Below are 26,055 nucleotides of genomic sequence, written 5' to 3' on the forward strand. Positions count from 1 at the left end.
CGGCGGCAATTCCTTGATGCGGTCGTAAGCTGCGACATGGCCTTGTTCGTCGCCGCGATGGGTCTGTTTACCGCGCGGAATAGCGCGAACTTCCCCGCGCAACAAGACTGGCAGCTGAGTGTCGTCAAACCCCGACTGTTCGAGTGTGGCGTCAGCGTTCGAACGACGACTGTCGTCAAAACTGTCGTCAAAACGATTCTGTGGGGCTCGAAGCCCGTCGCGAAGTTGGCAAAACGCCAAGTCGAATGGGTGGAGCTAAGGGGACTCGAACCCCTGACCCCCACACTGCCAGTGTGGTGCGCTACCAGCTGCGCCATAGCCCCGTGTTGTTGTGCCCATCGAAGCTACACCACCTGCAGGAAGCCTTCAAAACCACTGGTCACGGCAGTTCACCGCCGGCCTCTGGACCGAACGCGCGCATGGGTGTCGGGCGAACGGGCGGCAGGCCGCGCGTTTCCGGCGCGAACACCCACCCGATCGCCGCCGCCAGCAGGATGGCGCCACTGACCGTGAACGCCATGGCGAACGAGCCGTGCTCGGCCACCTGGCCGACGGCCAGTGATCCGACGATCGACCCAAAATCGGCCATCATCTGGAATGTCGCGACGGCGGTGCCGCCGCGCGATTTGTTGCCGACGATGTCCGCCACCGCGGCCTGCTGGGGAGAGACGAAGACGCCGGTCGCCGCGCCCGTCACCAGGGCCGCCGCCAGGAACACCGGCAGCGACGACGTGTACCCGACAAGAACTGTCGAGCCCGCCGACACCGTCAGCCCGGCGATGAGCAGCTTGCGCCGCCCGACCCGGTCGGACAGGTACCCACTCGGGATCACAGCCAAGATGTTGCCGATCGCGAACGTCGCCAGCGCCAATCCTGCGAAGCCCGGTCCGTAACCCAACCCTTCGACGACGAACAGCGGCACCAGCGCGATGCGTAACCCGAAAGCCGCCCACCCGGTGGCGAAGTTGGAGAACAGTGCGGCGCGATAAGCCCTGTGCCGCAACACTGTTCGCACCGAAACAGTGGGTTCGGTCGTCGCTTCCGGTAACGCGATTGCGGAATGGCGCAGGCTGATGAAGACCACTGCTGCGGCCACCAGCAGTGCTGCGCCGTAGATCACAAAGGGAGCCGCCAATCCCAAACCCGCGGTCAGGCTGCCCAGCACCGGTCCACCGACGGACCCGATCAGGAATCCCGACGAGAACATGCCCGCGACGCGGCCTCGCGCGTCCGGCGGTGAGATCCGGATCATCAGGCCCAGCGATGACACCGTGAACATCGCCGACCCCAGGCCACCCAATGAGCGGAAAACCAGCAGCTGCCAATACGTTTGCGCAAAGGCACAGGCGCCGGTGGACAACGCAACGATGACCAGACCGCTGACGTAGATGCGCCTCTCGCCCACCCGTTGCACCAGCAATCCGGCGGGCGGCGCGGCGACCAGGCGCATGAGCGCGAACGCGGTGATGACGAACGTCGCGGCGCTGATGCTGACACCGAAGTGACGTGCGTACTGCGGAAGAACCGGGGCGACCACGCCGTAGCCGAGTGCGACGACGACGTTGGCCGCGATCAGCAGCCAGACTTCGCGTGGCAGCGGCTCCTTGGATTCGGTTGTCTCAGTGCGACAGTCGCTCTCCGAACTCACGCGATGACCTTGTTCACCACTTCACGTGCCGCTTCCTGCACCTCGGCCAGATGATCGGGTCCCTTGAACGACTCGGCGTAGATCTTGTAGACGTCTTCGGTGCCCGACGGCCGCGCGGCGAACCACGCGTTCTCCGTCGTCACCTTCAACCCGCCGAGCGGTGCGCCATTGCCGGGCGCGGTCGTCAGCTTGGCGGTGATCTCCTCACCGGCGAGTTCGGTGGCCGTCACCTGCTCTGGGGACAGCTTCGCCAGCCGCGCCTTCTGTTCACGGTCGGCAGGCGCGTCGACACGCGCATACGTTGACACGCCGTACTTTTCGGCCAGCGCTACGTAGCGTTGCGACGGTGAATCGCCCGTGACGGCGAGAATCTCCGATGCCAGCAGCGCCAGGATGATGCCGTCCTTGTCGGTGGTCCACGTCAACCCGTCGCGCCGCAGGAACGACGCCCCAGCACTCTCCTCGCCACCGAAACCGATGGTGCCGCTGATCAATCCGTCGACGAACCACTTGAATCCGACCGGCACCTCGAGCAGCTTGCGGCCCAGGCCGGCGACGACCCGGTCGATGATCGACGAGCTGACCGCGGTCTTGCCGACAGCCGTCGACGCGGGCCACTCCGGGCGGTTGGTGCAAAGATATTCGATCGCCACGGCCAGATAGTGATTCGGATTGAGCAGTCCGCCGTCGGGGGTGACGATCCCGTGCCGGTCGGAGTCGGCGTCGTTGCCGGTCCCGATCTGGTAGGACTCGCGGTTGGCGATCAGCGAGGCCATCGCGTTGGGTGAGCTGCAGTCCATCCGGATCTTGCCGTCGGTGTCCAGCGTCATGAATCGCCACGTGGCGTCGACAAGCGGGTTGACCACCGTCAACTCGAGGTTGTGCCGTTCAGCGATCGCGCCCCAGTAGTCGACGCTCGCCCCGCCCAACGGGTCGGCGCCGATGCGGATCTTCTCCGCACTGATCGCGTGCATGTCCACGACGTTCGGCAGGTCGGCGATGTAGGCGTCCATGTAGTCGTGACGCTGCGCCGACTGCACAGCACGGGCCAGCGGCACCCGCTTCACCGCCGTGAGCCCGTCGCGCAGGATCTCGTTGGCTCGCTTGGCGATCACGCCTGTGGCATCGGTGTCGGCGGGGCCGCCGTTGGGCGGGTTGTATTTGAATCCGCCGTCGCGCGGCGGGTTGTGCGACGGGGTGACGACGATGCCGTCGGCCAGGTCGCTGTCGCGGCCCCGGTTGAACGACAGGATCGCGTGGCTGACAGCGGGGGTCGGCGTGTAGCGGTCGGCCGAGTCGATCATCGCCACGATGTCGTTGGCCGCCAGCACCTCGAGCGCCGAAACCCACGCCGGTTCCGACAGCGCGTGGGTGTCACGGCCGATGAACAGCGGGCCCGACGTACCCTGCGCCTTCCGGTACTCCGCGATCGCCTGGGTGGTGGCCAGGATGTGCGCCTCGTTGAACGCGGCGTCCAGGCTCGAACCACGATGTCCTGACGTACCGAAGGCCACCTGTTGGTCGATGTTGTCCGGGTCGGGTTCGACGGTGTAGTACGCGGTGACCACCTGGGCCACGTCGATCAGGTCTTCGGGTTGCGCCGGCTTGCCGGCGCGGGGATTGGCGGCCATGCTCTCGATTCTGCTCCTCTGTAATTCGTGCCGTACGGGGGTCCGGAAGCTTGACGGCGTTACTTTGGCTTGTGTTCAGTTTCGACGGACGTGAGTTGGCCGCCGTTTTCGCCGGCGGAGCGATCGGCACGCTCACACGGGCGGGGCTCGAGACGTTAGCCGCGCCCGAACCCGGGCGCTGGCCCTGGCCCACGTTCATCGTCAACATCGTGGGCGCATTCCTGTTGGGCTATTTCGTCACCCGGCTGCTGGAGCGTTTGCCGACCTCAAGCTATCGACGCCCGCTCCTTGGCACCGGCCTGTGCGGCGGCCTGACGACCTTCTCCACCATGCAGGTGGAGACCGTCAAGATGCTCGAGCACCACCACTACGGTCTCGCCGTCGGCTACACCGTCGCGAGCATCACGGCCGGCCTGCTCGCGGTTTTCGTCGCGACCGCGTTGACCCGACGTGTCAGGGTGCGCCGATGACAGTCGCCGCCGTCTGGATCGGCGTGATGCTGCTCGGCGGGGCCGGCGCGGTGGCTCGATTCCAGCTCGACCGTGCGGTGTCCAAGCGGATCGGCAAGCCGTTTCCGTTCGGCACCCTCGCGGTCAACCTCAGTGGGGCGATGCTGCTCGGCTTCTTCGCCGGGCTCGCGCTCAGCCCGCATGTGGCGCTGATGGCCGGTACCGGCTTCGTCGGCTCGTACACGACCTTCTCGACATGGATGCTGGAAACGCAGCGCCTTGCAGAGGAGCGCCAGGTCGTTGCGGCGTACGCCAACATCGCGGTCAGCGTGGTGCTCGGGCTTGCCGCTGCGTGGCTGGGTCAGTGGATCGGAGCCGCTCTGTGACCGACCACCTCAAGCTCACCTCGTACTTCGCCGAACGCCTGAGGCACGGCGATCGCTTCCTGTCCGACGCCCTGCTCGACCTCTACAGCGAGCATGCGGTCGCCACCAGCGTCGTGCTGCGCGGCATCGCGAGCTACGGCCCGCACCACGAATTGCGAAGCGACCAGTCCCTGAGCCTGTCGGAGGATTCACCGATCGCGATCGCGGCGGTGGATTCGACTGACAAGATGGCCGGGCTCGCCGAGCAGGTAGCCGCACTGATGTCCCGCGGCCTCGTCACCCTCGAGCGCGCACACCTCGGCGGTTACGGTTCGACACCCGATGCGGCAAAGCTCACCGTCTACGTCGGCCGCCAGGATCGCGCCGACGGACGGCCCGCGTATCGCGCAGTGTGCGAGGTGTTGCATCGACTCGGATTCGCAGGCGCGTCGGTGTTCCTCGGTGTCGACGGCACGGTCCGTGGCCAACGCAGACGGGCCCGCTTCGTCAGCCGCAACATCGGGGTGCCGGTGATGATCATCGCGGTCGGCACCGGCGGCCAGGTGACCGACGCACTGCCCGAACTTGAAACCCTTTTGCGAGAACCGCTTTTCACGGTCGAACGGGCACAGCTGTGCAAACGTGACGGCGAGCTCCTCGCCCGTCCGCCTGCGCTGCCTGCGACCGACGAACAAGGTCGGCCGCTGTGGCAGAAGCTGATGGTCTACACGTCCGAGGCGGCACTGCACAACGGTGTGCCGGTTCACCGGGCCATCGTCCGACGACTGTTCGACTCACGATCGGCCCGCGGCGCGACGGCGCTGCGGGGCATCTGGGGATTCCACGGCGACCACACACCGCACGGAGACAGCTGGCTCCAACTCGCCCGCCGGGTGCCGGTGACCACCGTCGTCGTCGACGCCCCCGACCGCATCTCGGCGACCTTCGAGATCATCGACGAGCTCACCCGCCAGCACGGCTTGGTGACCAGCGAGCTCGTTCCGGCCATGGTGTCGATCGACGACGGTAAGCGCGTCGGAGGCGTGGCGCTGGCCGATTTCCCGTACTGACCCACGTTTCGTGCGGTTCCGATTCGGAAAACCGTGATGGCATGCACGAGCTGCTCGAACGCGAAGACAAATGGGAGGTCGACGACCGATTCGAGGTGCCTCGGCTGAACGACCTGGTCGACGGCGGCGATGTCGATGCCAGCACCGTGCAGCTGGAAAGCGCGTATTACGACACCGCCGATCGCGACCTTCAATCTCACGGGATCGTCCTCCGTCGACGCGATGGCGACGACGACACCGGTTGGCAGCTCAAGGTGCCGGCGGTCGACGGCCGTATCGAGATTCGGACCTCGCTGGCCGATGAGCCGCCCACCGAGCTCGAGGAATTGCTGATCGGACTGCGGCTTGGCAAGCCGCTCGTCAACGTCGCGACGCTGCGCACCGAACGCACCCGCTACCGCCTTCGCGAACGCGGACACGATCGCGTGTACGCGGAACTGGCCGATGACCTTGTCCGCGCCTCTGTTGACCACCGCTTGCTTGCCTGGCGAGAGATCGAGGTCGAGTACGAACGCGAGGGCCGGATGCTCTCGCGACGGCTGGCCAAACGGCTCAGCAAGGCGGGGGCGCGCCCGTCGCGGTACCGGTCGAAGCTCGAGCACGCTCTGGGCGCAGTTGACACACCGAACGCCCACCGGGACGCGCCGTCAGCGTTTGCCGAATATGTGACCGCGCAGATCGATGCCATCTTCGACGGCGACATAGCGCTGCGACGTGGACAGGACCCGATTCACGACACCCGGGTGGCAATCCGCCGGTTGCGCAGCACAATTCGGGTTTTCGGCAAGTTACTGGACCGGACGGCCGCCGAGCACGTCGACGAGGAGCTCAAGTGGTTCGCCGGCCTGCTCGGCGAAGTTCGCGACCGACAGGTGCAACGGCGCCGCTTCGGGAAGGTCCTCGCCGACTGGCCGCCCGAACTCGTGCTCGGACCCGTGGCCAACCGCATCAACTCCGAGCTGCAATCAGAGCAACTGCGGGCGCGCAAGGAAGTAACAGAGGCCATGGCGTCGCCGAGGTATCTCGACATCCTGGTGATATTGCAGCAGTGGCGAACTCAGGTGCCTGCTACGACGGAGCCGTCGGCCGACAGGCTGCACAAGCGGGCGATAAAGGCCGAACGCAAGGCGGACCGACGGCTTGCCGCCGCGGTGGATGTCGGCGACGGCGCGCTTCTGCACCGCGCCCGCAAGGCGGCAAAACGGGCGCGCTACGCGGCCGAACTGCGGCGGCCTATCGACGGGTCGGCTGCCGTCAAGAAAGTCGAGAAGCATTTCAAGCGGATCCAGCGCGTACTTGGCGAGCACCAGGACAGCGTCGTCGCATCGGATGCGTTGCGCCGCTTTGCACTGACCGCCGGAACAACGCCCGGCGAGAACGGGTTCACCTATGGGCTGTTGTATGCCCGGGAAAAGCAGATAGCCGACGCCGCCCGGAAACAGGCCGGCGATCTCCTGCGCTAGAAGCGTTTCGCCATCCAGCGGTCAGCGAGCGTGCCCACCCAGTCGGCGGCGCCGCGCGCGTCGTCTGGCGGCCCCTCGACGAGCACCAGCTCATCGATTCCCAGGGCTGCCAGCGACGCCGCGGCGGGCGGGCGCAGGTCGCGAAGCGCGACAGCCAACCGAAGCTCGGCGGGATCGCGACCCTGCTCGCGACACAGCCCGTGGAGGAACTCGACGCGTTCGGCCACCGAGTCGACGCTGTCGAGGTTGAACCCGTACCAGCCGTCGCCCCAGGCCGCCACCCGGCGCAGGGCCGCGTCGCTGTTGCCGCCGAGCACGATCGGAATGCGGCGGTCGTGCACCGGTTTCGGGTTGACCCGCACAGCGTCGAAGTTGACGAACTCGCCGCCGAACGACGCCACGTCGTGGCGCCACAGTGTGCGGATCGCGTCGACGTACTCCTTGGTGCGCGCGCCCCGTCGCTCGAACGGGACGCCGAGCGCGTCGAACTCCTCGCGCGACCAACCGATGCCGATGCCGAGCGTCAGCCTGCCCCCGCTCAGCGTGTCCAGCGTCGCGGCCTGCTTGGCCACCAGCACCGGGTTGTGCTCGGGCAGCAGCAGCACGCCGGTGGCGATCCGGATGGTCGAGGTCGCGGCCGCCGCGAAACTCAACCCGATCATCGGGTCGATCCAGTCGGCCTCGGCGGGAACGGCGATGCGGCCGTCGTCCGAGTACGGATAGCGGGACGCCGACTCGTCCACCATCACGACGTGTTCGCCCGACCACAGCGTCGCGAACCCGGCCCGTTCAGCGGCTGATGCGACCGCGTCGATGATGGCGCGGTCGGCGCCGCTGCCGATGCCGAGCGCATGCAATCCCAGCCGCATTGAGGGATGGTCTCACGCGCTCAGCATGACGATGCCCGCGATGAGCAATGCCGTCACTTTGACGAGTTCCAGCCCGACGTAGACCCAATGGGCGTGCGAACGCGGCCCCTCACCACCAGCGAGGACCGCATCCGACCTGCTGGCGAGCCGCGGGCGCACCAGCAGCACCTGCGCAAGTAGCGCGACCACCGCGACGGCGGCCGCCACCACTGCCCCGACGGCGGGCGCGTCGACGACGAACGCCACCGCCACGAGGCCGGCGAGCAGGAGTTCACAGCCGTTGAGGGTCCGAAATACCAACCGGCCGATGCCGAGACCGATCGGCAGGGTGACACCGGGAGCACGGAATTTCAGCGGCGTTTCGATGAACGAGATCGCCACCACCATGCCCAGCCAGACGAAGTCCGCCGCGACCGCGACGGCCGATGCCGCACTCACGGCCGCAGCCTACGTGAGCGTGCAATCCTGAAGGCATGGACACCGATCGGGTCGCAGAACTTCAGCGGTGGGAGGACGCGGGCGCCGTCTGGTCGATCCTCGCCCGGAAAGAGGATCGGGTGACTGTCGCCTTGTTGCGGTGCGACGGCGGTGAAGAGGTGGACCGGTTCACGTCGGACGACCCGCGGTTGCTTGATTACATCGGTGAGCGATTCAGCAGCACGGAAGGATAGAGCGCAGACGTGGACAGCGTGGAGGTGGGCAGGCTGACGTTTGCTCCGGTCGCCGAGGCGATGAACCTGGTCGGCGATCCGGTCCGCCGCCACATCGACCGAGCGGGCAGTGACGGGCTGTGGGTCAGCGAAATCGACCCCGACCTCGCCGACACCGCGGCCTTCTGCGAGCACTACGACATCGGGCTGGATATTTCGGCCAACTGCGTCGTCGTGGAGGCCAAGCGCGCCGATCGCGTGTGGTACGCGGCGTGCATGGTGCTGGCGACCACCCGGGCCGATGTCAACGGCATCGTGCGTAAACACCTCGACGCGCGCAAGATTTCGTTCGCCGCCATGGACACCGCAGTCTCGCTGACCGGAATGGAGTACGGCGGTATCACCCCGGTCGGACTACCGGCGGACTGGCCGATTCTGGTCGATCAGAATGTCGCCGAGCGCGAGCACGCCATCATTGGCAGCGGCGTTCGAGGCTCCAAGCTCCTCGCAGCGCCCGACGTCCTCTCCGCGCTCCCCTGCGCCGAGGTCCTCGCCATCGTCAAGACCACTTAGCTGGCCGTCAACACCAGGGCGGCCTCGTTGTAGGGATGCAGGCGGAACATCGTCCGCCCCCGCGTCACGAGCGGTTCGGCTTCCGCCTTGCTGACGATGCGCGCATCCACGACTGGAATAGTTCGCCCGGCCTTGTGGACCATAAGCGGACCACCGGCCAAAGCATTTTGTACCCAATGAGATTCGAGGCCGTAGCCGATGGGGACGACGAACCCGTCGGCGGTTTCGAAGATGTTCAGCGGAGTCCGATAAGTCTTGCCCGACTTCCGGCCGACGTGCTCCAGCGTCCCGTTCAACGGTGCCCATCCGCCGAACCGGACCGCGAGCGGATTGGTGATACGGCGATTGAACTTCGCCACCGCGCGTGGCACCCGCATGGCCAACCTCCCCTCTACTGCGCGCCGAGGATCGACGCGCCCGGCTAACCGATATTGTCCGTCATCTCGCGAAACGCGCTCACTAGTTGCGACAACTGTTCGGTGGCTTCTGCGAGATCATCGGGAAGCGACCCGCTGAAGCGGATGTCAGTGGCCCCCGCGGCAACCTGCTTGGACACCGGGGCGACGCACGCGTCGATGTCCAGCGTCCCGTCAACGCCCTTCTTCAACGCGGCGCTGCCCTGCACCTCGAGATTGGTCGGATCGCCTCCGACGTCGGCGATGGCCTGTTTCATCGCTGGGACGGATTCCTCGAGGTTGACGATATCGGTGCCCCACGGAATCCACCGGGTGCCGAATCTGCTCAAACGACGAGCCACCCTCTTGTTCACCGTGCCACTGATCCAGACGGGGATACCGCCGGGCTGCACCGGCTTTGGCATCTGATGGATACCGTCGAAAGCAAGCTCGGGCGAGTCGTATGCCGCGCGCTGCTGCGTCCAGAGCAGTTGGCAGACCTCCAACGTGTGGTCGAGCAGGCGTCCGCGCTGCTCGAACGACAGGCCGACGGCTTCGTACTCCTCGCGCTGCCAGCCGACACCGACACCCAGGTCGACACGGCCGCCGGACAGCACATCCATCGTCGCCAACTGCTTGGCCAAAACGGCCGGACGTCGCAACGCTGCGAGAAGTATTGCGTTGCCTACCCTGATGCGGGTAGTGGTGGCGGCCACCGCGGTCAGGAAGACAAGGGGCTCAAGCCAATTGCCATCCGGCCCTGTCGGCTGCCTGCCACCTGCCATTCCGCCGATCGCAGGGTCCCCGTAGGCATCGAGGTTCTCGCCGAACACCAAGTGATCCGCGACGACGACGCGGTCGACGCCGACGGCATCCATCGCGCGCGCCAAGTCGAGCGTTGCATTCCAGTCATGGTCGGGGTCGTCGGTATAAGTGGTTAGGTAAAGCGAGATCTGAGGCTTACGCGTCATTGCTTGCCGGTCTCGTCGTCGTCGGGGTTATGCGGGACATGCCACGAAGTATCCACGGGGTGCGTTTCGCTACCAAGAACAGCTCCACATGGCTGGCGAAGGGCCCGGCCCAGACCAGTTCGACGGGCCCGTCGCCGAACACCTGATAGGCCAGGCTGAGGTCGCCGCAGGGCGCGTACGACGTTTCGGGCACGTCGTTGAGCCTAATTGACACACCTATGCGACAGTTCGGGAGATGACAGGAAGCGTTGCCGTGATCGGCGCAGGCCCCGGCGGCCTCGTCGCGGCCCGTTGGCTGCTGTCGCAGGGGTTCGAACCGACGATCTTCGAGCAGAGCCAGACGCTCGGCGGGCAGTGGACCGGGCGCGATGGCATCAGCGGTATCTGGCCGACCATGCACACCAACACCAGCCGAATACTCACGTCGTTCAGCGACCTGGAGCACGACAACGACCTAACGTTCCCGTCGAATCGCGACATCCTCGCGTACCTGCACCGCTATGCCGAGACGTTCGGCATCACCACACGCATCCGGTTCGGCACCCGAGTCGACCTTCTCAGCCGCGGCGACGGCGGCTGGCTGGTCGAGCATTCCGGTACAACCGAGTTGTTCGAACGGGTCGTGGTCGCCAGCGGCAGGTTTCAAACGCCCTGCATCCCAATGGTTCTCGGGCTCGAAAGTTTCGACGGGTCGGCCGGATCGATGTCGACGTTTGAGTACCGGGACCCAGATCCATACCTGGGAAGGCGCGTTCTCGTCGCGGGCGGTGCCATCAGCGCCCTCGAGATCGCCTCCGAACTGGCTCAACTCGGTGCAACCGTCGTGGTCACCCAGCGGCGACAGCGCTACGTCCTGCCGAAGTTCGCCGCGGGTGTTCCCTCCGACTGCCGGATCTTCACGCGGTACGGAACGTTGGCGAACGAGGTTCTTTCGCCCGCCGAGATCGACCGGCAGCTCAAAGAAATCGTGGTCGAGGCCGGTGGCAGTCCCGAGCAATACGGTGCGCCCGCACCCGACCCGTCGCTGTTCGCGGCGGGCGTCACCCTGGCCCAGCAGTACCTGCCGCTGGTCGCGGAGGGCCGAATCACGGTGCGACCGTGGTTGCAATCGGTCGACGGCAAGACGGCGACGTTCGCCGATGGATCGGCCGCAGACTTCGACGGGATCCTGTTCGGCACCGGGTTCGAACTCGACCTGCCGTTTCTGAGTGACGAGATCAGGACGGTCATCGACGTCGATGCCGTCCATCTGGATGCCGACCGCTACACCTTCCACCCGGATCTTCCTGGTTTGGCGTTCGTCGGAATGTGGGACCAATCGGGCGGGTACTTCGTGCCCCTGGAGCTTCAGGCCCGTTGGGTGGCCTACACCTGGGGCGGCGTGGTCCCTCGGCGCAGCGAGACCGAGCTTCGGTCGGCGGTCGAGGCATACCGCGCACGCCGCGGAACGTCTCAGAAGAGCCGGATGAACCTGGTGGCGTTGTCGTTCGCCAGGGCTGCGGGGGTCGAACCGAATCCAGACGCGTGGCCGGACCTGCGTCGCGCCTTGCTTTTCGGCCCGCTCTCGCCGAGTTGCTTTCGGCTGCAGGGCCCCGATGCGCTGCCCGACGCGCCGGTCCGGTTCACCCGCGATGCGGCGGCATTCGGTGCGATCACGTCCAACGAACTGACCGAAAGGGAGCAGCGGTACTGGTCGCTCGTCGCTGCGGCGCAAGCTACGCGTTGAGCGCTCTCTCGCCGATCACCTTGCGCGCCCGCAGGTCATCGATTTCGGTGTCGGTCAAGCCGAGGCCGCGCAGCACCTCGTCGTTGTGTTGCCCGAGCGTCGGCGGCGGGAACCGGTGGTGGTCGACCGGTCCCGGCGCGATGCGGAAGGGCCAGCCCGGATACCGGTGGGCTCCGGTGATCGGGTGCTCGAGGCTCTGGTAGTAGTTCCGCGCTTCGAGCACAGGCACGTCGTACATTCCCTCGGCGGTCAACACCTGCTCAGCCGAGACACCCTGCGTGTCAAGGACATCGATCACGTCCGATGGCGCCAGCCTGCTCGTCCAGGCGGCGACGGCTTCGTCGAAGGCATCGTGGTCAAGCCCTACGTCGTCGCAGACTGAGATCGCCACCCACGCGCCGTCGATGGCCGTCGGGTACACCCCCTGTAGGTAACCACGCTGCCGGTTACCGTCACGCGGCGTAACCACACCGTTCATCGAGTACTCGATCACGGGCTCGGCCGCGAGGCAGGCCGTGACCTCGATCTGCGCGATTTCGATGAGTTGACCTTCACCGGTAAGGCGACGGTGCTCGAGCGCGGCGAGCAGCGCCACCCCGGCGTGCACTCCGACGATCGGGTCGGCGGGCCCCTGCAGGACGCAGGGCGGACCGTCGGCGTACCCGGTGACGGCTGCCATCCCCGATGTCTGCTCGAAGTTGAACGCCCAGCCGACGTAGTCGCGCCACGGTCCTTGTAATCCGAACCCCGGCATCCGCACCTGGATCACGTCGGGTTTCAGCGCGACGAGCGATTCGTAGTCGAGTCCGAACTGCTCGACGACCCTGGGCGAGAAGTTCTCGACCACGACGTCCGCGTCGCGGACGAGCCTGCGAGCAATATCGCGCCCGGCGTCGGAGGCGAGATCGAGTGTGATGTCGCGCTTGTTCAGGTTGGTCGCCTGCCACAGTCCGCTGCGCTCGTACCACAGGTCGCCCTCATGGGCGTATGCCCCTGAGTAGCGGAACCCGTCTGGCCGCTGGATCGATTCGACCTTGGTGATGTCGGCGCCGAACGCTCCGAGGTAGCAGGTGAGGTAGGCACCTGCCCAGAATGTCGACAGGTCGAGGACTTTCACATCGCCGAACGGCAGGTCGCGGCCGGCACCGGCCGTCGACCGTCGCGTCGCACCCGTTGCGGTGGTTTGGCCGAGGCGGGGTGCGGCCCGAACCGGCAGGACGGGCGTCTTCGACAGCCGGAACGGCGCACCCGGTCGGCGGAACGACCAGCCATCACCACCCGCGTCGGTGAAGAACCCGCGGTCGCGGTATTGCGGGCAATCCAACACGGTCGCACCGTCGTTGACGGGAGTAGCCGGAATCCGCAGCGCCTGGCTGAGTTCCACGATTTCGTCGACTGTTCGCTCCAAAAGCCACGGCTGGGCCTTCTCGTAGAACTCGGCACGCTCGGGACCGCCCAGCATGACCGCGATCTGATGCTCGCCGTACTCGGCAAGCCCGAGCATCGCGCACACGTCGAGCCAGTGCTGTCCCGTCAGACAGTTGATGCCGAGCCAGCCGTCTGCAGCCCGCACCACCCCCATCACCGGTCCTGCCTTCGTGTTGGGAGGCAAGCCGAGAACGCGCATCTTCTCGGCAAGCAACATGGGGTAAGGAAGCGTCGACAACAACGACTCCATCACCGATACGTCGACTTCGACGACATGGCTTGCGTTGGGCGACAGCGTTCTCAGCGCTGTGAGTGCGCTCAACGCGGCGTAACCTCCTGCGACGTACTCGGCGATCCTTGCCCCGGCCTGCACTGGGGGGCGGTCGGGATCGCGCAGGTTCACCCAGCCAGAGGCGGCCTGTACGGTCAGCGGGGTCACCGGCCGGTCGCGTAGCGGTCCGTGCTGCCCGAACGGGGAGATTCGCACGACGACAAGGCCGGGTCGCAGCGCTTGCAGCGCGGAGACATCAAGCCCGAAGCCGTCGAGTGCACCCGGCGGCATTCCATCGCAAAGCAGGTCAGCCGATGCGATGAGGGAATGAGATGCCGAACCGTTGACTGCGAGATCTATTGTCGCCCCGAGCTTCCCGGCGTTGAGGTACTCAAACATCCCGGACTTTTCGGGGTCATGGACACCGCCGGGAAACGGCCCCCAGTCACGAAGCGCGTCGCCGGTCGGCGGCTCGATCTTGATGACCTCTGCGCCGAGGTCGGCGAGCAGCTTGGTGCAGTACGGCCCGGCAATTTCACCCGCGATCTCGACGACCCTAAGCCCCGCGAGCGCACCTTTCATACCGGTATCCCGATGGCCTTCGGTTCCATGTATCGGTGCAACCCCGGCAGGCCGCCGCCCTCGCGGCCGAGGCCGCTCTGTTTGAACCCGCCGAACGGCGCATCGCCGGGGATGCAGCCGTTCACCGCGATCTGCCCCGTGCGGACACGCCGGGCTACGGCAACCGCGCGGTCCACGTCGGCGCCCCACACCGCGCCGGAGAGCCCGTATTGAGAGTTGTTGGCGATGTCGACGGCATGGTCGTCGTCGTCGTAGCGAAGGACCGTGAGCACAGGGCCGAACACCTCCTCCTGAGCGATTCGGGAGTCGGCGTCGACGTCGGTCAGGATCGTGGGTTCGAAGTAGAAGCCAGAACCCAGATCGGAGGGACGCCCCCCGCCTACCGCCAGCGCTGCGCCGTCATCGAGCGCTGCCGCGACGAGCGCCTCCACGCGGTCGCGCTGGTCTGAGCTGATGAGCGGACCCATCTGCACCTCGGGGTCCCGCGGATCGCCGACGCGGACGTGCTGCGCCGCGTCGACGAGTCGTCCGACGACTTCATCGTGAAGCCGCGACGGCAGAAGCAGCCGGCTCTGCAGGATGCACGCCTGCCCGGCATGCAGTGAGCAGCCGTCGAACAGGATCCGTTGCAGCAGTTCGTCGGTCAGGTCGACATCATCGAGCAGGATGGCTGCCGACTTACCACCGCACTCGAGCAGGATCCGTTTCATCGTCGCCCCCGCCCCCGACATCACCGCCCTGCCGACGGCCGAGCTTCCGGTGAAGCTGACCATGTCGATTCGCGGATCGGTGGTGAGGCGCTTGCTTGTGTCGACCCCGCTGGGGGTAACCACGTTGACCACCCCCGGCGGAATGTCTGTGTGCCGGTCGATGATTCGAGCCAACGCAAGGCCGGCGAGCGGTGTCAGCGGCGACGGCTTGAGGACGACGGTGTTACCCGCAGCCAGTGCATTGGACACCTTCATCACGTTCAAGCTGTGGGGGAAATTCCACGGCGTGAGCACCGAAACGACGCCGAGTGGTTCGTGGCGAAGCACTGTGGTCCCCGCCGCCCCGTACGCGTGGATCGGTTCGTCGGCCAACTGAGTGGCCAACTCACCCGCGCGCAGAGCCATGAACGCAGGCCCGTCGACCTGAATCAGCCGCTCGTTGGCGGTGGCGCCCCACTCGACCTGAGACAGAGCGAAGAAATCGTCGGCGTGCTCGAGTAGCGCCTCACCTAACTGCGTCAGGCAGCGGGCGCGATCGTCGGGTGTGACGGTGCCCCACGGCCCTTCGTCGAAGGCTTTGCGCGCGGCCCCGATCGCGGCATCGACGTCGTGGATGTCGGCTTCGGGGGCCCGGGCGATCGTTTCCTCGGTGGCAGGTGACACGTCGTCGTAGCGACCGCTGCGTGGCTCGACCCAGTCCCCTCCGATGTAAAGCGGGTAGTCGTCAACCAGTCGAAGCGGATCGGACATAGGGCTCCTCACCGAGCTCAGTGGGTCAACACATGGTGTACACCTGTCCGACCGGCACCGTCAATCATGCGTATTGACAGCAATATCACCGGGGGGTAGACACATAGCATCAGACACTTTACGAATAAGTGTCCGACAACGATGTCGGGAAGGCCTGACTTGCCCACCACGTTCCCCCTGCATTCCCCGGACTTCTTCATCGGCGACCCGTACCCCGCCTACAAGGAGCTGCGGGCCACCGCACCCGTCTGTTGGAACGACGTCACCGAATTCTGGGCGCTGCTCAAGTACGAGGACATCCGGTTTGTGTCGACCAATCCGAACCTGTTCTCCTCCACCAAGGGCATCACCATCCCAGACCCGGTGATGCCCAATCCGGTGCAGGAGGGCAACCTGATCTTCACGGACCCGCCGCGGCACCGTCAGATGCGCAAGCTGATCAACACCGGATTCACCCGACGGCAGGTGGCGATCCTGGAACCAAAGGTGCGCGAGATCGTCCACGGAATCCTCGGCGACGTCACGTCAGGCTCCACCCATGAGTTCGCCGAGACGCTTGCCGCGCCGCTGCCGACCCGGATGATCGCCGAACTGCTCGGAGCGCCGCCCGACGACTGGGAACGGTTCCGGCGCTGGTCGGATGCGTGTACGGGGAACGCGGATCCAGAGATCGAAATGGATGCGCTTGTCGCCGTCGGGGAGCTGTTCGGATACTTCCAGCAGCTCATCGCCGCCCGTCGCGCCGAGCCGAAAAACGACATGTTGTCGGTGCTGACCACCGCCGAGGTCGATGGCGCGACGCTGACCGATGAAGATCTGCTGAACTTCGCCTTCCTGCTTCTCGTCGCCGGTAACGAGACCACTCGTAACCTGATCGCGCTCGGCACGTTAGCCCTCATCGACCATCCGGACCAGTGCAGGCAGCTCGTCGAGGATCCGTCGCTGATCCCGGTGGCGGTCGAGGAGATGCTGCGCTGGACCACTCCTGTGACGCACATGGCACGGACCGCGACGGCAGACGTCGAGATTCGCGGGCAGCTCATACGCGCGGGCGACGTGGTCGTCATGCTCTACGGCTCCGCCAACCGCGACGAAGACATTTTCGGGTCCGACGCCGAGGACTTCAACATCGCTCGACATCCCAACCCGCACATAGCGTTCGGCTGCGGCGAGCATTCGTGTATCGGGGCCCAGCTGGCCAGGTTGGAGGCTCGGGTCTTCTTCGAGGTTCTACTAGGGCGCTATCCCGATCTCCAGCTTGTCGGCGATGTCGATCGAATGCGGGCCACCATGGTGCCAGGCGTCAAGCGGATGCCCGTGCGACTCGGATCGGGAGGCTGAGCCGTGCATTTGGACTTCACTCCCGAGCAGAAGCAGTTGCGAAAAGAGATCAGGTCCTCACTGGAAGCGGTGATGACACCCGACCGCATCGCCGCCGTCGCAGGCCGGATGGAAGGCGGCGACGCCGTCAAGGAATGCGTTCGAGCGCTCGGCGCCGCCAACCTGCTTGCGGTCGGCTGGCCCAAAGAGTATGGCGGAAGGGGGTTTACCGCGCTCGAACAGTTCATCTTCTTCGAAGAGGCACAGCGGCTGAACACCCCCATTCCGCTGGTCACCCTCAACACAGTCGGGCCGACGCTCGCAGCGTGCGGCACTGACGAGCAGAAGCGCGAGTTTCTGCCCTCGATACTGAACGGCACCGTCGAGTTCGCGATCGGCTACTCCGAACCGTCGGCGGGAAGCGATCTTGCCTCGCTGCGCACCACGGCGGTGCGCGACGGCGACTATTACGTCATCAACGGCCAGAAGATGTTCACCAGCGGCGCGGCGTACGCGGACTATGTGTGGCTGGCGGCACGCACCGATGCAGGAGTCAAGAAGCACAAAGGCATCTCGATCTTCATCGTGCCGACGTCGTCGCCGGGCTTCTCATGGAAGCCGCTGCACACCATGCCGGGGGTCTCAACGTTCTACACCTTCTACGACGACGTCCGAGTGCCCGCGACGGCAATCGTCGGCGGCGTGAACGAAGGCTGGCGGCTGATCACCACGCAGCTGAACTTCGAACGTGCGGCGCTGGGCAACATGGGCGCGTTGGAGCCGCTGTTCGAGAAGACGTTGACGTGGGCGCAGACCACCGAACTCGACGGCGGCCACGTCATCGACCAGCCGTGGGTGCAGCAGGCGCTGGCCCGAGTGGAGGCGCAGGTCGCCGCCTACAAGATCATGAACCTGCGGGTGAACGCCGCGATGACCAAAGGCGAGCTCGGCATGGCTGAGGCTTCAGCGGTGAAGGTCTTCGGTACCGAGCTGACCCAACAGGTCGCGCGTGAGCTGCTCGAGGTGCTCGATCGGGGTGGCATCCGGAAGGGCGAAGAGGCACCGTTGCGCGGCGCTCTGGAGTCGGCCTACCGGATCGCGGTCATCAACACCTTCGGCGGGGGCGCCAACGAACTTCAGCGCGACATCATCGCGATGGCAGGTCTCTTCATGCCACGCGCGCCGCGCGACCTGCGCGCAAATCAGAACGGAGATGCCAAATGACAGGCACAGACACCGAATTCCGCAAGAAGCTCGATGCACTCATCGGACGGCCGACCGGCGGATCGGGTAAACCGACTGTCGCGCCGGACCCGGTGAACCAACCGATGATTCGGCACTGGGCGCATGCGCTCGCCGATATGAACCCGGTCTATCTCGACCCGGAGTTCGCCGAGAAGTCTCGGTTCGGTGGCATCGTCTCTCCGCCGGTGATGTTGCAAGCCTGGACGATGCCGGCACCCAAGATCGAAGGGATCGCCGAGCGTGGCGGGGTTCCGATCGAAATGGGCCGCAATCCCGCCTCGTTCATCGAAGAGGCCGGCTACACCGGCATCGTGGCCACCAACTCCGAGTTCGAGATCGAGCGCTACCCGCGCCTCGGCGACGAGATCTCCGTGACGCAGGAGTTCGAGAGCATCTCCGGCGAGAAGAAGACCTCGCTGGGCACCGGATATTTCGTCACCTGGTTGTCGACCTATACCGACCAGGAGGGCGACGTTCTGGGCAGGCAACGGTTCCGGGTGTTCCGTTTCAAGGCGAACAGCGCCCCCGCCGGAACGGCTGAGTGACTGATGGCAACCAGACTGGCGCCGACAATCAGCCCGGACAGCGAGTTCTTCTGGAACGGGTGCCGCGAAAACAAGCTGCTGATTCAGCGATGCGCGGGGTGTCAGCAGCTACGCCAGCCGGCGCGGCCGATGTGCCCGACGTGTAACTCGCTCGACTGGGACACAAAAGAATCAACCGGTCGCGGCACCGTGTACAGCTACGTGATGCCGCAACACCCGCCCATGCCGCTGATGGAGTATCCATACATCGTCGTGCTTGTCGAGCTCGACGAAGGAGTGCGGTTGGTGTCCAATCTGCGCGAAATCGCCCCTGCCGACGTCGAAGTCGGCATGCCCGTCGAGGTCTTCTACGAGACTTTCGACACCATTGACGGCAAAGACGTCGTGCTGCACCAGTTCCGGCCGGCTGGATAGACCGCCGGCATGGACTTCACCTTCACCGAAGACCAGGAGACGATTGGCAAGGTCGCCCGTCAGCTCTTGGAGCACCGCGCCACCCCCGAACACCTCACCGAGCTCGAGGGCGGCGACGTGCGCCACGACGCCGGGCTGTGGCGTGAACTGGCGGAAGCCGACCTACTGGGAATCTCGCTGCCCGAGAACGTGGGCGGCAGTGGCCGCGGCTTCGTCGAGTTGGCATTGCTTCTCACCGAGGTGGGTTGGAGCGTGGCGCCAGTGCCCGCCTACGCCACCCTGCTTCTCGGCGCCGACACCGTCGCCCGCTACGGCGATGACGCGCAGCATGAGCGGTACCTTCCCGCCGTCATCGACGGCTCATGCCTACTGACAGCGGGATTGGCGGAGCCCGGTCGTTCCGACCCGACACGTCCGGCGACGACGGCCCGGCGCGACGGCGACGGCTGGCGTCTCGACGGTGCGAAAGAACTGGTACCCGCGGCGCAGCTGGCCCGCGCCGTCATCATCCCGGCCTCGCTCGACGACGGCGACGTCGGCGTCTTCCTCGTCGAAGCCGACTCCGACGGTGTCGAGATTGCGCCAGCTGCGACGACCAACGGCGAACCGCACGCCGATGTCACCCTGGAGGGAGCGCGCGCAACGGGTCGGCTTGCCGGTGACGGCCAAGAGATACTCGAATCGCTTTATGCGCGTGCGCTTGTCGGGTTGTGCGCTATCCAATTGGGGGTGACCGAGCGTGCGCTCCGGCTGGCCGCGTCCTACACCACCGAACGCGAACAGTTCGGCAGGCCGATCGGCAGCTTCCAGGCCGTCCAACAACGGATGGCCGACGCCTTCATCGACGTCGAGGCCATCCGGTGGACCATGTGGCAGGCCGCCTGGCTGCTCGAACAGGGTGGGCCGCCGGGGCGGCAGGCCGCTATCGCGAAATTCTGGGCGGCCGAGGCGGGTGCGCGCGTCGCGGCGACGGCCCAGCAGGTGCATGGGGGCATCGGCATCGACACCACCTATCCCCTGTTCCGCTACTTCCTGTGGGCCAAGCACAACGAGTTGGCTCTGGGCTCGGCATCGGCGCAACTGGCGCGCCTCGGCGCCACATATGTAGGAGGACACCTGTGAGCACCACGTCGTTCCGCACCACCACGCTGGCCTGGCGCGACATCAAGGCCGGCGACGAGGTGACGCCGCTCGAGATACCCGTGACGGCAACGGTCATCGTCGCCGGAGCCATCGCGTCGCGCGACTTCATGCCGGTGCATCATGATCCGGAATTCGCGAAGAAGCAGGGCTCGCCGAACATGTTCATGAACATCCTCACCACCAACGGGCTGTGCGTGCGGTTCCTGACCGACTGGGCCGGCCCGGAGGCGATGGTGAAGCGGCTGGCGATCCGGCTGGGTGTACCCGCCTTCCCCAACGATCCCCTGCGATTCACCGGCACCGTCACCGGCACCACCGAGGCCGCCGACGGCGAGGGGCTAATCGACGTCGAGTTCGCGGGCAGCAACAGCCTTGGCGACCATGTTTCGGGGACGGCGACCATCAGCCTACTCGAGCAATGAGCATGTCGGGAATGACCGCCATCGCGGGCATCGGCCAGACCGAATTCTCCAAGGAGTCCGGCCGCAGTGAGCTCCAACTCGCCTGCGAGGCGGTGAAAGCCGCGATCGACGACGCCGGGCTGAGGCCGAGCGACATCGACGGCATGGTCACCTTCACCATGGATTCGAGCGACGAGATCGAGATCGCTCGGAACGTCGGCATCGGCGACCTGACGTTCTTCAGCCGCGTGCATCACGGCGGCGGGGCCGCGGCAGGCACGGTGGTGCAGGCGGCGATGGCGGTGGCGACGGGCACGGCCGACGCCGTGGTGTGCTACCGCGCATTCAACGAGCGGTCCGGGTTTCGGTTCGGCGGGTCCGGCGCGCGGCCGACCGGCGAAACCCCGCTGTTCATGGCGAATTACGCACCATTCGGACTGTTGACGCCTGCGGCATGGGTGGCGCTGCACGCGCAGCGGTACATGTCGACCTACGGCGTCACCAACGAGGATTTCGGCAGGATCTCCGTCGTCGACCGCGCGCACGCGGCCCGCAATCCCGACGCCTGGTTCTACGAGCGTCCGATCACGCTCGAGGCCCATCAGAAGTCGCGGTGGGTGATCGAACCCGTGTTGCGCCTGCTCGACTGCTGCCAGGAGAGCGACGGCGGCGTCGCCATCGTCGTCACCAGCACCGAGCGCGCGCGAGATCTCCCCCAGCCCCCGGCCGTCATCACCGCCGCGGTCCAGGGTGCCGCCGCCGAGGGCGAGATGATGACGAGCTACTACCGCGACGACATCACGGGTCTGCCTGAAATGGGTGTGGTCGCCGAAAAGCTCTGGCGCGACTCGGGCCTGACGCCCACCGATATTCAAACCGCGTTCCTCTATGACCACTTCACCCCGTTCGTGTTTGCACAGTTGGAGGAACTGGGCTTCTGCGGCCGCGGCGAGGCCAAGGACTTCGCGACGATCGAAAGGCTCTCCCTCGGCGGCGAATTGCCGATCAACACCAACGGCGGTCTGCTCGGCGAGGCGTACATCCACGGCATGAACGGAATCACCGAAGGGGTTCGGCAGGTGCGAGGCACCTCCTACAACCAGGTCGAGAACGTCGAGCATGTGCTGGTCACGTCCGGAACTGGCGTGCCGACAAGCGCTTTGATCCTCGCGACGGACTGACGACACCGCCATGACTTCGGCATCGACCACGACCGATACGCGCGAGCTCATCATCGAGTCCGCGTTCGACTGCTTCCGGCGGCACGGCTTGGACAAGACGACTGTCGTCGACATCGCACGGGCCGCAGACGTCTCGCGCAGCACGGTGTACGAGTACTTCCGTGACAAGGCACAGATCGTCGAGGCCTGCGCCGAGGGCGCTTCGCAGAAGTTCTACCGTGAGATGGCCTCTGCGATGCGCAAAGGCGAGACGCTGGAGGACCAATTGGTTCTCGCGGCAGTGTTCGTGACGAGGGCCCGACGGGTCATCGAGCCGGAAGACTACTTCGACGAGGACGAGGTGAGCCTGCTGCTCACCAAGAACGCCGCCGTGCTGTTACGTGAGTGCACGGATTTTCTTGCCCCCTATCTCGTCGCGGCGAGGCTCACCGGCGAGGTTCGAAAGGATCTGGACGCGATTGCCGCAGGCGAGTGGTATGCGCGGATGTTGTTCTCACTGTTCAGCACGCCGTCGGCGTCGTTGGATATGGACGACGCCCGCGTCGTCGCCGACTTCGTGCGCGCGCATGTCGTGCGGGGGTTCGGCCCGGACCGGCCGGCCCGCACGCGCTGACAGTTCTTCCGCCGAGCAGACGCAAAAGTACCCCTAAACGCCTGGCTGAGGGTGCTTTTGCGTCTGCTCGGCAGCGAAAGAACGCACATCGGTGATGGCGACGACGAGTAGGGCCAGAAGTATCGCTGCGGCGATACCAGAACCGACGTACCAGGCGGTGCCGTCACCGCAGCGGCCGATGAGCTCGCAGCGACCGCGAGCCACCACACCGATCAGCACCACCTTGAGTGCTATCACGATGGCCGTGAGGGCCACCGCTGTGCGTAACCGCATACATCCACGCTAACCGCCTGGGCGATGCAGTTCGGCCAGCGCGTGGACCTGCTCGAGGTAATGCTCCAGCGAGTGGTGGACGAACCGCGCAGACACGATCGTCGTCCCTGCGGCCTCCATCGCCGCCAACGTGTCCACCGTCGCTGAAGGCTCACCCACCGGATCGAGCGGTTGGTCGGCGGGCAGCACCACTTCGAATCCGGCCGGAATCTCCCGCGCGCCCAGCCACTCTGCCGCAGTGTCGAGAGGAATGCCGAACGGGCACCACCCGTCGGCGAGGGTGAGCGCGCGGCGCAGAGATCGCCGTGTCCGGCCGCCGATCCAGATCGGCATGCGGTCCTGCAGAGCACACGGGTCGACGGTGAGGCCGCCGAACGAGTAGTACTTCCCGGCATACACCGGCTCGTTGCTCGACAGTCCCGCGCGCAGTGCCCGCAACGCATCGTCGGCGCGATCGCCGCGGTCGTCGAACGGTGCGCCGAGGAGGTCGAACTCCTCCCTGAGCGTGCCCACCCCGACGCCAAGGACGACCCGGCCACCACTGACGTGATCGAGTGTGCCGTACCGCTTCACGATCGCGAGCGGATGGTGATACCCGAGCACCAGCGTCATGGTCGCCATCCGGATCTGTTCGGTTCGCGCCGAGATGTAGCCGAACGTGGCGAGCGGGTCCCAGTAGCGCGAACCTCGTCTGCCCGCCTCGGTGGCGGGGATCCCGATGTGCTCGCTGCACGTGAGATGGTGGTAGCCAAGATGATCCGCAGTCTGGGCGACGCGTCCGACTTCCTCGATCGATGCGTCCCGCTCCCAGGTCAGCGGCGCCCCGGCGACGTTCGTGACGACCGGGGTGGCGATAGCGAGTTTCAATTCAGGGGCTCTTCGCCGGCAAGGATGGTGCGGTGCATCAGGCGGCCGCTGTCGGCGGGATATTCCAGCACCCGGTGCATGGTGCCGGTGTTGTCCCAGATCAGCAGGTCGCCGGGCTGCCAATGGTGGCGATAGACGTACTGCGGCTGGGTGGCCCAATCGCGGAGGCGGGCGAGCAACGCGCGACTTTCCTCGACCGGTAGCCCGATCACATAGTCCGCTGTGGCGCCGAGCAGCAACGACTTTCGCCCCGATCGGTGCGTCCACACCATCGGGCACGCCTTCGTCGGTGATTTCTGCCAGAACGTGATCTCGTCATAGCTCATCTCGGGTCGGACGTAGTACTGCGACCGCTCCGCGCTGTGCACGACACGCAGTTCGGCGATGTAGCCCTTGTCGGCTTGCGGCAGGTCGTCGTAGGCGGCGTAGGTGTTGCAGAATTCGGTTTCGCCGCCGGTGTCGGAAAGCTCGACGGCCCGCAACAGCGTCGCGAGGTTCGGATAGGGCTGCAGTGAGCCGTCGAAGTGCCAGAACATCGAGCCCTTCAGGTATTCGGCCCGCTGGTTGACATTCTTGTCGAGGGAGATCTTGTAGATGCCGCCCTGCCCCTCGTTCGCGGGTATCGCGCCGAGCGTCTCCGCGATCGCGACCTGTTGCTCGTCGCCGATTTCCAGACCACGGAAGAAGACGACGCCGCGCTGTTCCAACGTCGACCGGATGCTGGCGGCCTCCCGGCCGCTGAGCAAGGTGTCGAGATCGGTTCTGATCTCACTGCCGATCCTCGGCTCGAGATCGAGGACGTCCAGCTGTGCAGAGGTCAGTCCCATGATGTCAACTCACCCTCGTGAGAATCGTGCTGGCCGAATGCTTTACGCGCGGCTGCTTCCACAGCTCGACCGCAAGCGAGACGGTGATCAGCGAGTACAGCAGGTTTCGTAGGTTCGCGACGTCGTCGGGAAGGGTTTCGGAGTAGTCGAACTTGTCGATGTAGTCGACGGCCTCCTCGGCGAAAGGAAACACCTCGTCGTAGAACCCCTTGATCTCCTCCATGGAACTGTTGACGCGCTTCACATAGCGCTCATGACCGTCCTCGATGGCCCACTCCGCAACGAGGTGGTCAAGTTGCGAGAACTCGGGCGGCAGAGTGGCACTCACCGTCCTGCCTCCCCGGCCTGGACGTAGTCGGCCACCGTCTTGTGGAGATGGCGGAGCAGGATCTCTTCGTCGTTCATCGTGAAATGCGTCAGGGCACCGCTGTTCAGCATCGCTTGCAATCCCTCCGAAGGGCTGGCGTCCTCGAGGATGATGTCGTTGAGGAAAGTCATCGTCAGCTCCTGGCCCAATCGCTCCTTATGGGTGGTGGGCGGCTGGTAATACGCCTCTGTTTCGAAGATGTGCGAGTGCGGTCCGGTTGGCCAGTGCGTGTGCACGGTGAAACCGGAGGCGCCGAAGATCAGCACGAAGTTGGGGAAGAACTGATATGAGTCGAAGCCGTACTTCTCCGACCGCGTGGGATTGATTCCCGGCGGCATCGGCCCCTTCTCGATCCGCTTGTTCCACGGCCCGGCCGCGCTGGCCTCGAAGACGCACTCGATGGGCTTGGAGTAGGGCGTCTTCTGCGACGGCTCACCGGAGAACGAGAACATCCGATGCGGGCCGTTGAGCTGATATGCCAGTGCATCGGTGAACGGGTTGGGTTGGTCGAACGCCTCCCTGGCCTCCGCGGTCAGCGCGCCGAACGACGAGGCGTGCAGGTAGGGCCCGTGGTAGCTCTCCGCGAAGCCGTCCAAGAAGATCTTCCAGTTGCACTGCAGTTCGGCCTTGAATCGATATACCTGGTGCGGCCCGTCGAACGGATAACCCTCGATGTCCTGCGCCAACTCGCCGAGGAACGACCGCACCGGCTCGGTGTTGTGCGGGTTCAGGTTGACGAAGATGAACCCTTCCCAGACCTCGCAGTGGATGGCAGGCACCCGGCAGCTCTCGGCGTCGAAGTCGAGCAGCAGATCCTTGCGGGTCGCGGAATGCAGTGAACCGTCCAGCTTGTAGCGCCAGCCGTGGAAGCGGCAGTACAGCAGGGGCGCGCGGCCCTGCACCTCCTCGAACGGATCGTCCTCCCAGAGCATCTTGTTGCCGCGGTGCGGGCAGATGTTGTGAAGAGCGCGGATCACGCCGTCCTTGCCCCGCACGATGATGATCGAGGTGTTGAGGAACCTCAGCTCGCGAGTGAAATAGCTGCCGGACCTCGGAACACGCTCCACCCGCCCCATGTAGAGCCAGGTCTTCTTGAAGACGTGTTCGCGCTCTTTTTCGTAGAAATCCTCGGAAACGCAGTCCTCGAGCGAGACCGGGCCGCGGCCGAGTTCCGGATAGGCGTCGGTCCAGTGTCCGCTAGCCGGTTTGGTCACCAAACTCTTGTGACTCATAAGGCCCACCTCCCGGCCGAACGTAACAGCTGGTGAATTGCTCGAAACAGATGCAGAACCTCAACACCCTGTTGCA

General features: G+C 65.5%; 30 protein-coding genes and 1 tRNA gene. 15 read left to right on the top strand and 16 right to left on the bottom strand.

Going from position 1 to position 26,055, the window contains the following annotated elements; translation table 11 throughout:
- The 4 genes from QOJ24_RS26975 to pgm form a co-directional block, all read right to left on the bottom strand.
- Positions 1-240, bottom strand: a 240-nt coding sequence (locus QOJ24_RS26975; protein ID WP_526266680.1) for a hypothetical protein, incomplete at its 3' end; no start/stop codon positions are given.
- 10 nt (positions 241-250) lie between these two features.
- A tRNA-Ala gene (locus QOJ24_RS26980) sits at positions 251-323 on the bottom strand.
- 56 nt (positions 324-379) lie between these two features.
- Complete coding sequence (locus QOJ24_RS26985) at positions 380-1,648, bottom strand: MFS transporter (protein WP_526266682.1); 1,269 nt, start codon at positions 1,646-1,648, stop codon at positions 380-382.
- Complete coding sequence (pgm, locus tag QOJ24_RS26990) at positions 1,645-3,279, bottom strand: phosphoglucomutase (alpha-D-glucose-1,6-bisphosphate-dependent) (RefSeq protein ID WP_526266684.1); 1,635 nt, start codon at positions 3,277-3,279, stop codon at positions 1,645-1,647. The genes QOJ24_RS26985 and pgm overlap by 4 nt, the downstream gene beginning before the upstream one ends.
- A gap of 71 nt (positions 3,280-3,350) precedes the next feature.
- On the opposite strand from pgm, the gene crcB (QOJ24_RS26995) reads away from it, so the two are divergent.
- From crcB (QOJ24_RS26995) to QOJ24_RS27010, 4 genes are read left to right on the top strand one after another with little or no spacing between them, the layout of a single operon-like run.
- On the top strand, positions 3,351-3,749 hold the full coding sequence (crcB, locus tag QOJ24_RS26995) for a fluoride efflux transporter CrcB (RefSeq protein WP_526266686.1): 399 nt from the start codon (positions 3,351-3,353) through the stop codon (positions 3,747-3,749).
- A complete protein-coding gene (gene crcB / locus QOJ24_RS27000) occupies positions 3,746-4,114 on the top strand; it encodes a fluoride efflux transporter CrcB (protein WP_526266688.1) in 369 nt (122 codons plus the stop codon). The genes crcB (QOJ24_RS26995) and crcB (QOJ24_RS27000) overlap by 4 nt, the downstream gene beginning before the upstream one ends.
- A complete protein-coding gene (locus QOJ24_RS27005; RefSeq protein ID WP_526266689.1) occupies positions 4,111-5,163 on the top strand; it encodes a putative PII-like signaling protein in 1,053 nt (350 codons plus the stop codon). The genes crcB (QOJ24_RS27000) and QOJ24_RS27005 overlap by 4 nt, the downstream gene beginning before the upstream one ends.
- Before the next feature lie 41 nt (positions 5,164-5,204).
- The gene (locus QOJ24_RS27010) at positions 5,205-6,626 is read left to right on the top strand and encodes a CYTH and CHAD domain-containing protein (protein ID WP_526266691.1); all 1,422 of its coding nucleotides are present in this window, start codon (positions 5,205-5,207) and stop codon (positions 6,624-6,626) included.
- On the opposite strand, the gene QOJ24_RS27015 is transcribed toward QOJ24_RS27010, so the two are convergent.
- Positions 6,623-7,495 carry an LLM class F420-dependent oxidoreductase gene (locus QOJ24_RS27015; RefSeq protein ID WP_526266692.1) on the bottom strand — a complete coding sequence of 291 codons (873 nt, stop codon included), beginning with the start codon at positions 7,493-7,495 and terminating at the stop codon, positions 6,623-6,625. The genes QOJ24_RS27010 and QOJ24_RS27015 overlap by 4 nt on opposite strands.
- 12 nt (positions 7,496-7,507) lie before the next feature.
- Positions 7,508-7,933 (bottom strand): hypothetical protein, encoded by a 426-nt coding sequence (locus tag QOJ24_RS27020; protein WP_526266693.1) that lies wholly within the window; start codon positions 7,931-7,933, stop codon positions 7,508-7,510.
- A gap of 35 nt (positions 7,934-7,968) precedes the next feature.
- Here QOJ24_RS27020 and QOJ24_RS27025 point away from each other — a divergent pair, with 35 nt between their 5' ends.
- Complete coding sequence (locus QOJ24_RS27025) at positions 7,969-8,166, top strand: hypothetical protein (protein ID WP_526266695.1); 198 nt, start codon at positions 7,969-7,971, stop codon at positions 8,164-8,166.
- A 9-nt stretch (positions 8,167-8,175) separates the two neighbouring features.
- A complete protein-coding gene (locus tag QOJ24_RS27030; protein WP_526266697.1) occupies positions 8,176-8,718 on the top strand; it encodes a YbaK/EbsC family protein in 543 nt (180 codons plus the stop codon).
- On the opposite strand, the gene QOJ24_RS27035 is transcribed toward QOJ24_RS27030, so the two are convergent.
- From QOJ24_RS27035 to QOJ24_RS27045, 3 genes are read right to left on the bottom strand one after another with little or no spacing between them, the layout of a single operon-like run.
- Entirely contained in the window at positions 8,715-9,095 is a 381-nt protein-coding gene (locus QOJ24_RS27035) for a nitroreductase family deazaflavin-dependent oxidoreductase (RefSeq protein WP_526266759.1), read from the bottom strand. The genes QOJ24_RS27030 and QOJ24_RS27035 overlap by 4 nt on opposite strands.
- A 44-nt stretch (positions 9,096-9,139) precedes the next feature.
- Positions 9,140-10,084 carry a TIGR03619 family F420-dependent LLM class oxidoreductase gene (locus QOJ24_RS27040; protein ID WP_526266698.1) on the bottom strand — a complete coding sequence of 315 codons (945 nt, stop codon included), beginning with the start codon at positions 10,082-10,084 and terminating at the stop codon, positions 9,140-9,142.
- Positions 10,074-10,277, bottom strand: coding sequence for a hypothetical protein (locus tag QOJ24_RS27045; protein ID WP_526266764.1), 204 nt, complete (start codon positions 10,275-10,277; stop codon positions 10,074-10,076). Before QOJ24_RS27045 ends, QOJ24_RS27040 begins: the two co-directional genes overlap by 11 nt.
- Before the next feature lie 42 nt (positions 10,278-10,319).
- Between QOJ24_RS27045 and QOJ24_RS27050 the strand changes: the two genes are divergently transcribed.
- Positions 10,320-11,810: a flavin-containing monooxygenase gene (locus QOJ24_RS27050; RefSeq protein ID WP_526266699.1), complete on the top strand. Its 1,491-nt coding sequence runs from the start codon at positions 10,320-10,322 to the stop codon at positions 11,808-11,810.
- Here QOJ24_RS27050 and QOJ24_RS27055 read toward each other — a convergent pair.
- Complete coding sequence (locus tag QOJ24_RS27055; RefSeq protein WP_526266701.1) at positions 11,800-14,091, bottom strand: CaiB/BaiF CoA transferase family protein; 2,292 nt, start codon at positions 14,089-14,091, stop codon at positions 11,800-11,802. The genes QOJ24_RS27050 and QOJ24_RS27055 overlap by 11 nt on opposite strands.
- Positions 14,088-15,551 (bottom strand): aldehyde dehydrogenase family protein, encoded by a 1,464-nt coding sequence (locus tag QOJ24_RS27060; RefSeq protein WP_526266702.1) that lies wholly within the window; start codon positions 15,549-15,551, stop codon positions 14,088-14,090. The genes QOJ24_RS27055 and QOJ24_RS27060 overlap by 4 nt, the downstream gene beginning before the upstream one ends.
- A gap of 141 nt (positions 15,552-15,692) precedes the next feature.
- Here QOJ24_RS27060 and QOJ24_RS27065 point away from each other — a divergent pair, with 141 nt between their 5' ends.
- From QOJ24_RS27065 to QOJ24_RS27100, 8 genes are read left to right on the top strand one after another with little or no spacing between them, the layout of a single operon-like run.
- Positions 15,693-16,892, top strand: a complete 1,200-nt coding sequence (locus QOJ24_RS27065; protein ID WP_526266704.1) for a cytochrome P450 — start codon at positions 15,693-15,695, stop codon at positions 16,890-16,892.
- Positions 16,893-16,895: 3 nt separating this feature from the next.
- Positions 16,896-18,095 carry an acyl-CoA dehydrogenase family protein gene (locus tag QOJ24_RS27070; protein ID WP_526266705.1) on the top strand — a complete coding sequence of 400 codons (1,200 nt, stop codon included), beginning with the start codon at positions 16,896-16,898 and terminating at the stop codon, positions 18,093-18,095.
- Complete coding sequence (locus tag QOJ24_RS27075) at positions 18,092-18,661, top strand: FAS1-like dehydratase domain-containing protein (protein ID WP_526266707.1); 570 nt, start codon at positions 18,092-18,094, stop codon at positions 18,659-18,661. The genes QOJ24_RS27070 and QOJ24_RS27075 overlap by 4 nt, the downstream gene beginning before the upstream one ends.
- 3 nt (positions 18,662-18,664) lie before the next feature.
- Entirely contained in the window at positions 18,665-19,075 is a 411-nt protein-coding gene (locus tag QOJ24_RS27080; RefSeq protein WP_526266708.1) for a Zn-ribbon domain-containing OB-fold protein, read from the top strand.
- 9 nt (positions 19,076-19,084) lie between these two features.
- Complete coding sequence (locus QOJ24_RS27085) at positions 19,085-20,197, top strand: acyl-CoA dehydrogenase family protein (protein ID WP_526266709.1); 1,113 nt, start codon at positions 19,085-19,087, stop codon at positions 20,195-20,197.
- Positions 20,194-20,640, top strand: coding sequence for a MaoC family dehydratase (locus tag QOJ24_RS27090; RefSeq protein ID WP_526266710.1), 447 nt, complete (start codon positions 20,194-20,196; stop codon positions 20,638-20,640). The genes QOJ24_RS27085 and QOJ24_RS27090 overlap by 4 nt, the downstream gene beginning before the upstream one ends.
- Before the next feature lie 2 nt (positions 20,641-20,642).
- Positions 20,643-21,800, top strand: coding sequence for a thiolase family protein (locus QOJ24_RS27095; RefSeq protein ID WP_526266761.1), 1,158 nt, complete (start codon positions 20,643-20,645; stop codon positions 21,798-21,800).
- Positions 21,801-21,810: 10 nt separating this feature from the next.
- Positions 21,811-22,413 carry a TetR/AcrR family transcriptional regulator gene (locus QOJ24_RS27100; RefSeq protein ID WP_526266712.1) on the top strand — a complete coding sequence of 201 codons (603 nt, stop codon included), beginning with the start codon at positions 21,811-21,813 and terminating at the stop codon, positions 22,411-22,413.
- 33 nt (positions 22,414-22,446) lie between these two features.
- Here QOJ24_RS27100 and QOJ24_RS27105 read toward each other — a convergent pair whose 3' ends face one another.
- From QOJ24_RS27105 to QOJ24_RS27125, 5 genes are read right to left on the bottom strand one after another with little or no spacing between them, the layout of a single operon-like run.
- Positions 22,447-22,686 (bottom strand): hypothetical protein, encoded by a 240-nt coding sequence (locus tag QOJ24_RS27105; protein WP_526266713.1) that lies wholly within the window; start codon positions 22,684-22,686, stop codon positions 22,447-22,449.
- A gap of 9 nt (positions 22,687-22,695) precedes the next feature.
- Complete coding sequence (locus QOJ24_RS27110; RefSeq protein WP_526266715.1) at positions 22,696-23,553, bottom strand: TIGR03619 family F420-dependent LLM class oxidoreductase; 858 nt, start codon at positions 23,551-23,553, stop codon at positions 22,696-22,698.
- Entirely contained in the window at positions 23,550-24,380 is an 831-nt protein-coding gene (locus QOJ24_RS27115; RefSeq protein WP_526266716.1) for a TauD/TfdA dioxygenase family protein, read from the bottom strand. The genes QOJ24_RS27110 and QOJ24_RS27115 overlap by 4 nt, the downstream gene beginning before the upstream one ends.
- A 4-nt stretch (positions 24,381-24,384) precedes the next feature.
- Positions 24,385-24,708: a hypothetical protein gene (locus tag QOJ24_RS27120; protein WP_526266717.1), complete on the bottom strand. Its 324-nt coding sequence runs from the start codon at positions 24,706-24,708 to the stop codon at positions 24,385-24,387.
- The gene (locus QOJ24_RS27125) at positions 24,705-25,979 is read right to left on the bottom strand and encodes an aromatic ring-hydroxylating oxygenase subunit alpha (RefSeq protein ID WP_526266719.1); all 1,275 of its coding nucleotides are present in this window, start codon (positions 25,977-25,979) and stop codon (positions 24,705-24,707) included. Before QOJ24_RS27125 ends, QOJ24_RS27120 begins: the two co-directional genes overlap by 4 nt.
- Between the last annotated feature and the right edge of the window lie 76 nt (positions 25,980-26,055).

Source organism: Mycobacterium sp. (genome assembly GCF_032159775.1).
Taxonomy (GTDB): Bacteria; Actinomycetota; Actinomycetes; order Mycobacteriales; family Mycobacteriaceae; genus Mycobacterium.

Bases quoted from the DNA above. Each gene is read 5' to 3' on its own strand.
- pgm (WP_526266684.1), bottom strand. From the start codon at position 3,279: ATGGCCGCCAATCCCCGCGCCGGCAAGCCGGCGCAACCCGAAGACCTG.
- crcB (WP_526266688.1), top strand. From the start codon at position 3,746: ATGACAGTCGCCGCCGTCTGGATCGGCGTGATGCTGCTCGGCGGGGCC.
- QOJ24_RS27010 (WP_526266691.1), top strand. From the start codon at position 5,205: ATGCACGAGCTGCTCGAACGCGAAGACAAATGGGAGGTCGACGACCGA.
- QOJ24_RS27015 (WP_526266692.1), bottom strand. From the start codon at position 7,495: ATGCGGCTGGGATTGCATGCGCTCGGCATCGGCAGCGGCGCCGACCGC.
- QOJ24_RS27025 (WP_526266695.1), top strand. From the start codon at position 7,969: ATGGACACCGATCGGGTCGCAGAACTTCAGCGGTGGGAGGACGCGGGC.
- QOJ24_RS27035 (WP_526266759.1), bottom strand. From the start codon at position 9,095: ATGCGGGTGCCACGCGCGGTGGCGAAGTTCAATCGCCGTATCACCAAT.
- QOJ24_RS27040 (WP_526266698.1), bottom strand. From the start codon at position 10,084: ATGACGCGTAAGCCTCAGATCTCGCTTTACCTAACCACTTATACCGAC.
- QOJ24_RS27050 (WP_526266699.1), top strand. From the start codon at position 10,320: ATGACAGGAAGCGTTGCCGTGATCGGCGCAGGCCCCGGCGGCCTCGTC.
- QOJ24_RS27055 (WP_526266701.1), bottom strand. From the start codon at position 14,091: ATGAAAGGTGCGCTCGCGGGGCTTAGGGTCGTCGAGATCGCGGGTGAA.
- QOJ24_RS27060 (WP_526266702.1), bottom strand. From the start codon at position 15,551: ATGTCCGATCCGCTTCGACTGGTTGACGACTACCCGCTTTACATCGGA.
- QOJ24_RS27065 (WP_526266704.1), top strand. From the start codon at position 15,693: ATGTCGGGAAGGCCTGACTTGCCCACCACGTTCCCCCTGCATTCCCCG.
- QOJ24_RS27075 (WP_526266707.1), top strand. From the start codon at position 18,092: ATGACAGGCACAGACACCGAATTCCGCAAGAAGCTCGATGCACTCATC.
- QOJ24_RS27080 (WP_526266708.1), top strand. From the start codon at position 18,665: ATGGCAACCAGACTGGCGCCGACAATCAGCCCGGACAGCGAGTTCTTC.
- QOJ24_RS27085 (WP_526266709.1), top strand. From the start codon at position 19,085: ATGGACTTCACCTTCACCGAAGACCAGGAGACGATTGGCAAGGTCGCC.
- QOJ24_RS27095 (WP_526266761.1), top strand. From the start codon at position 20,643: ATGTCGGGAATGACCGCCATCGCGGGCATCGGCCAGACCGAATTCTCC.
- QOJ24_RS27100 (WP_526266712.1), top strand. From the start codon at position 21,811: ATGACTTCGGCATCGACCACGACCGATACGCGCGAGCTCATCATCGAG.
- QOJ24_RS27105 (WP_526266713.1), bottom strand. From the start codon at position 22,686: ATGCGGTTACGCACAGCGGTGGCCCTCACGGCCATCGTGATAGCACTC.
- QOJ24_RS27115 (WP_526266716.1), bottom strand. From the start codon at position 24,380: ATGGGACTGACCTCTGCACAGCTGGACGTCCTCGATCTCGAGCCGAGG.
- QOJ24_RS27125 (WP_526266719.1), bottom strand. From the start codon at position 25,979: ATGAGTCACAAGAGTTTGGTGACCAAACCGGCTAGCGGACACTGGACC.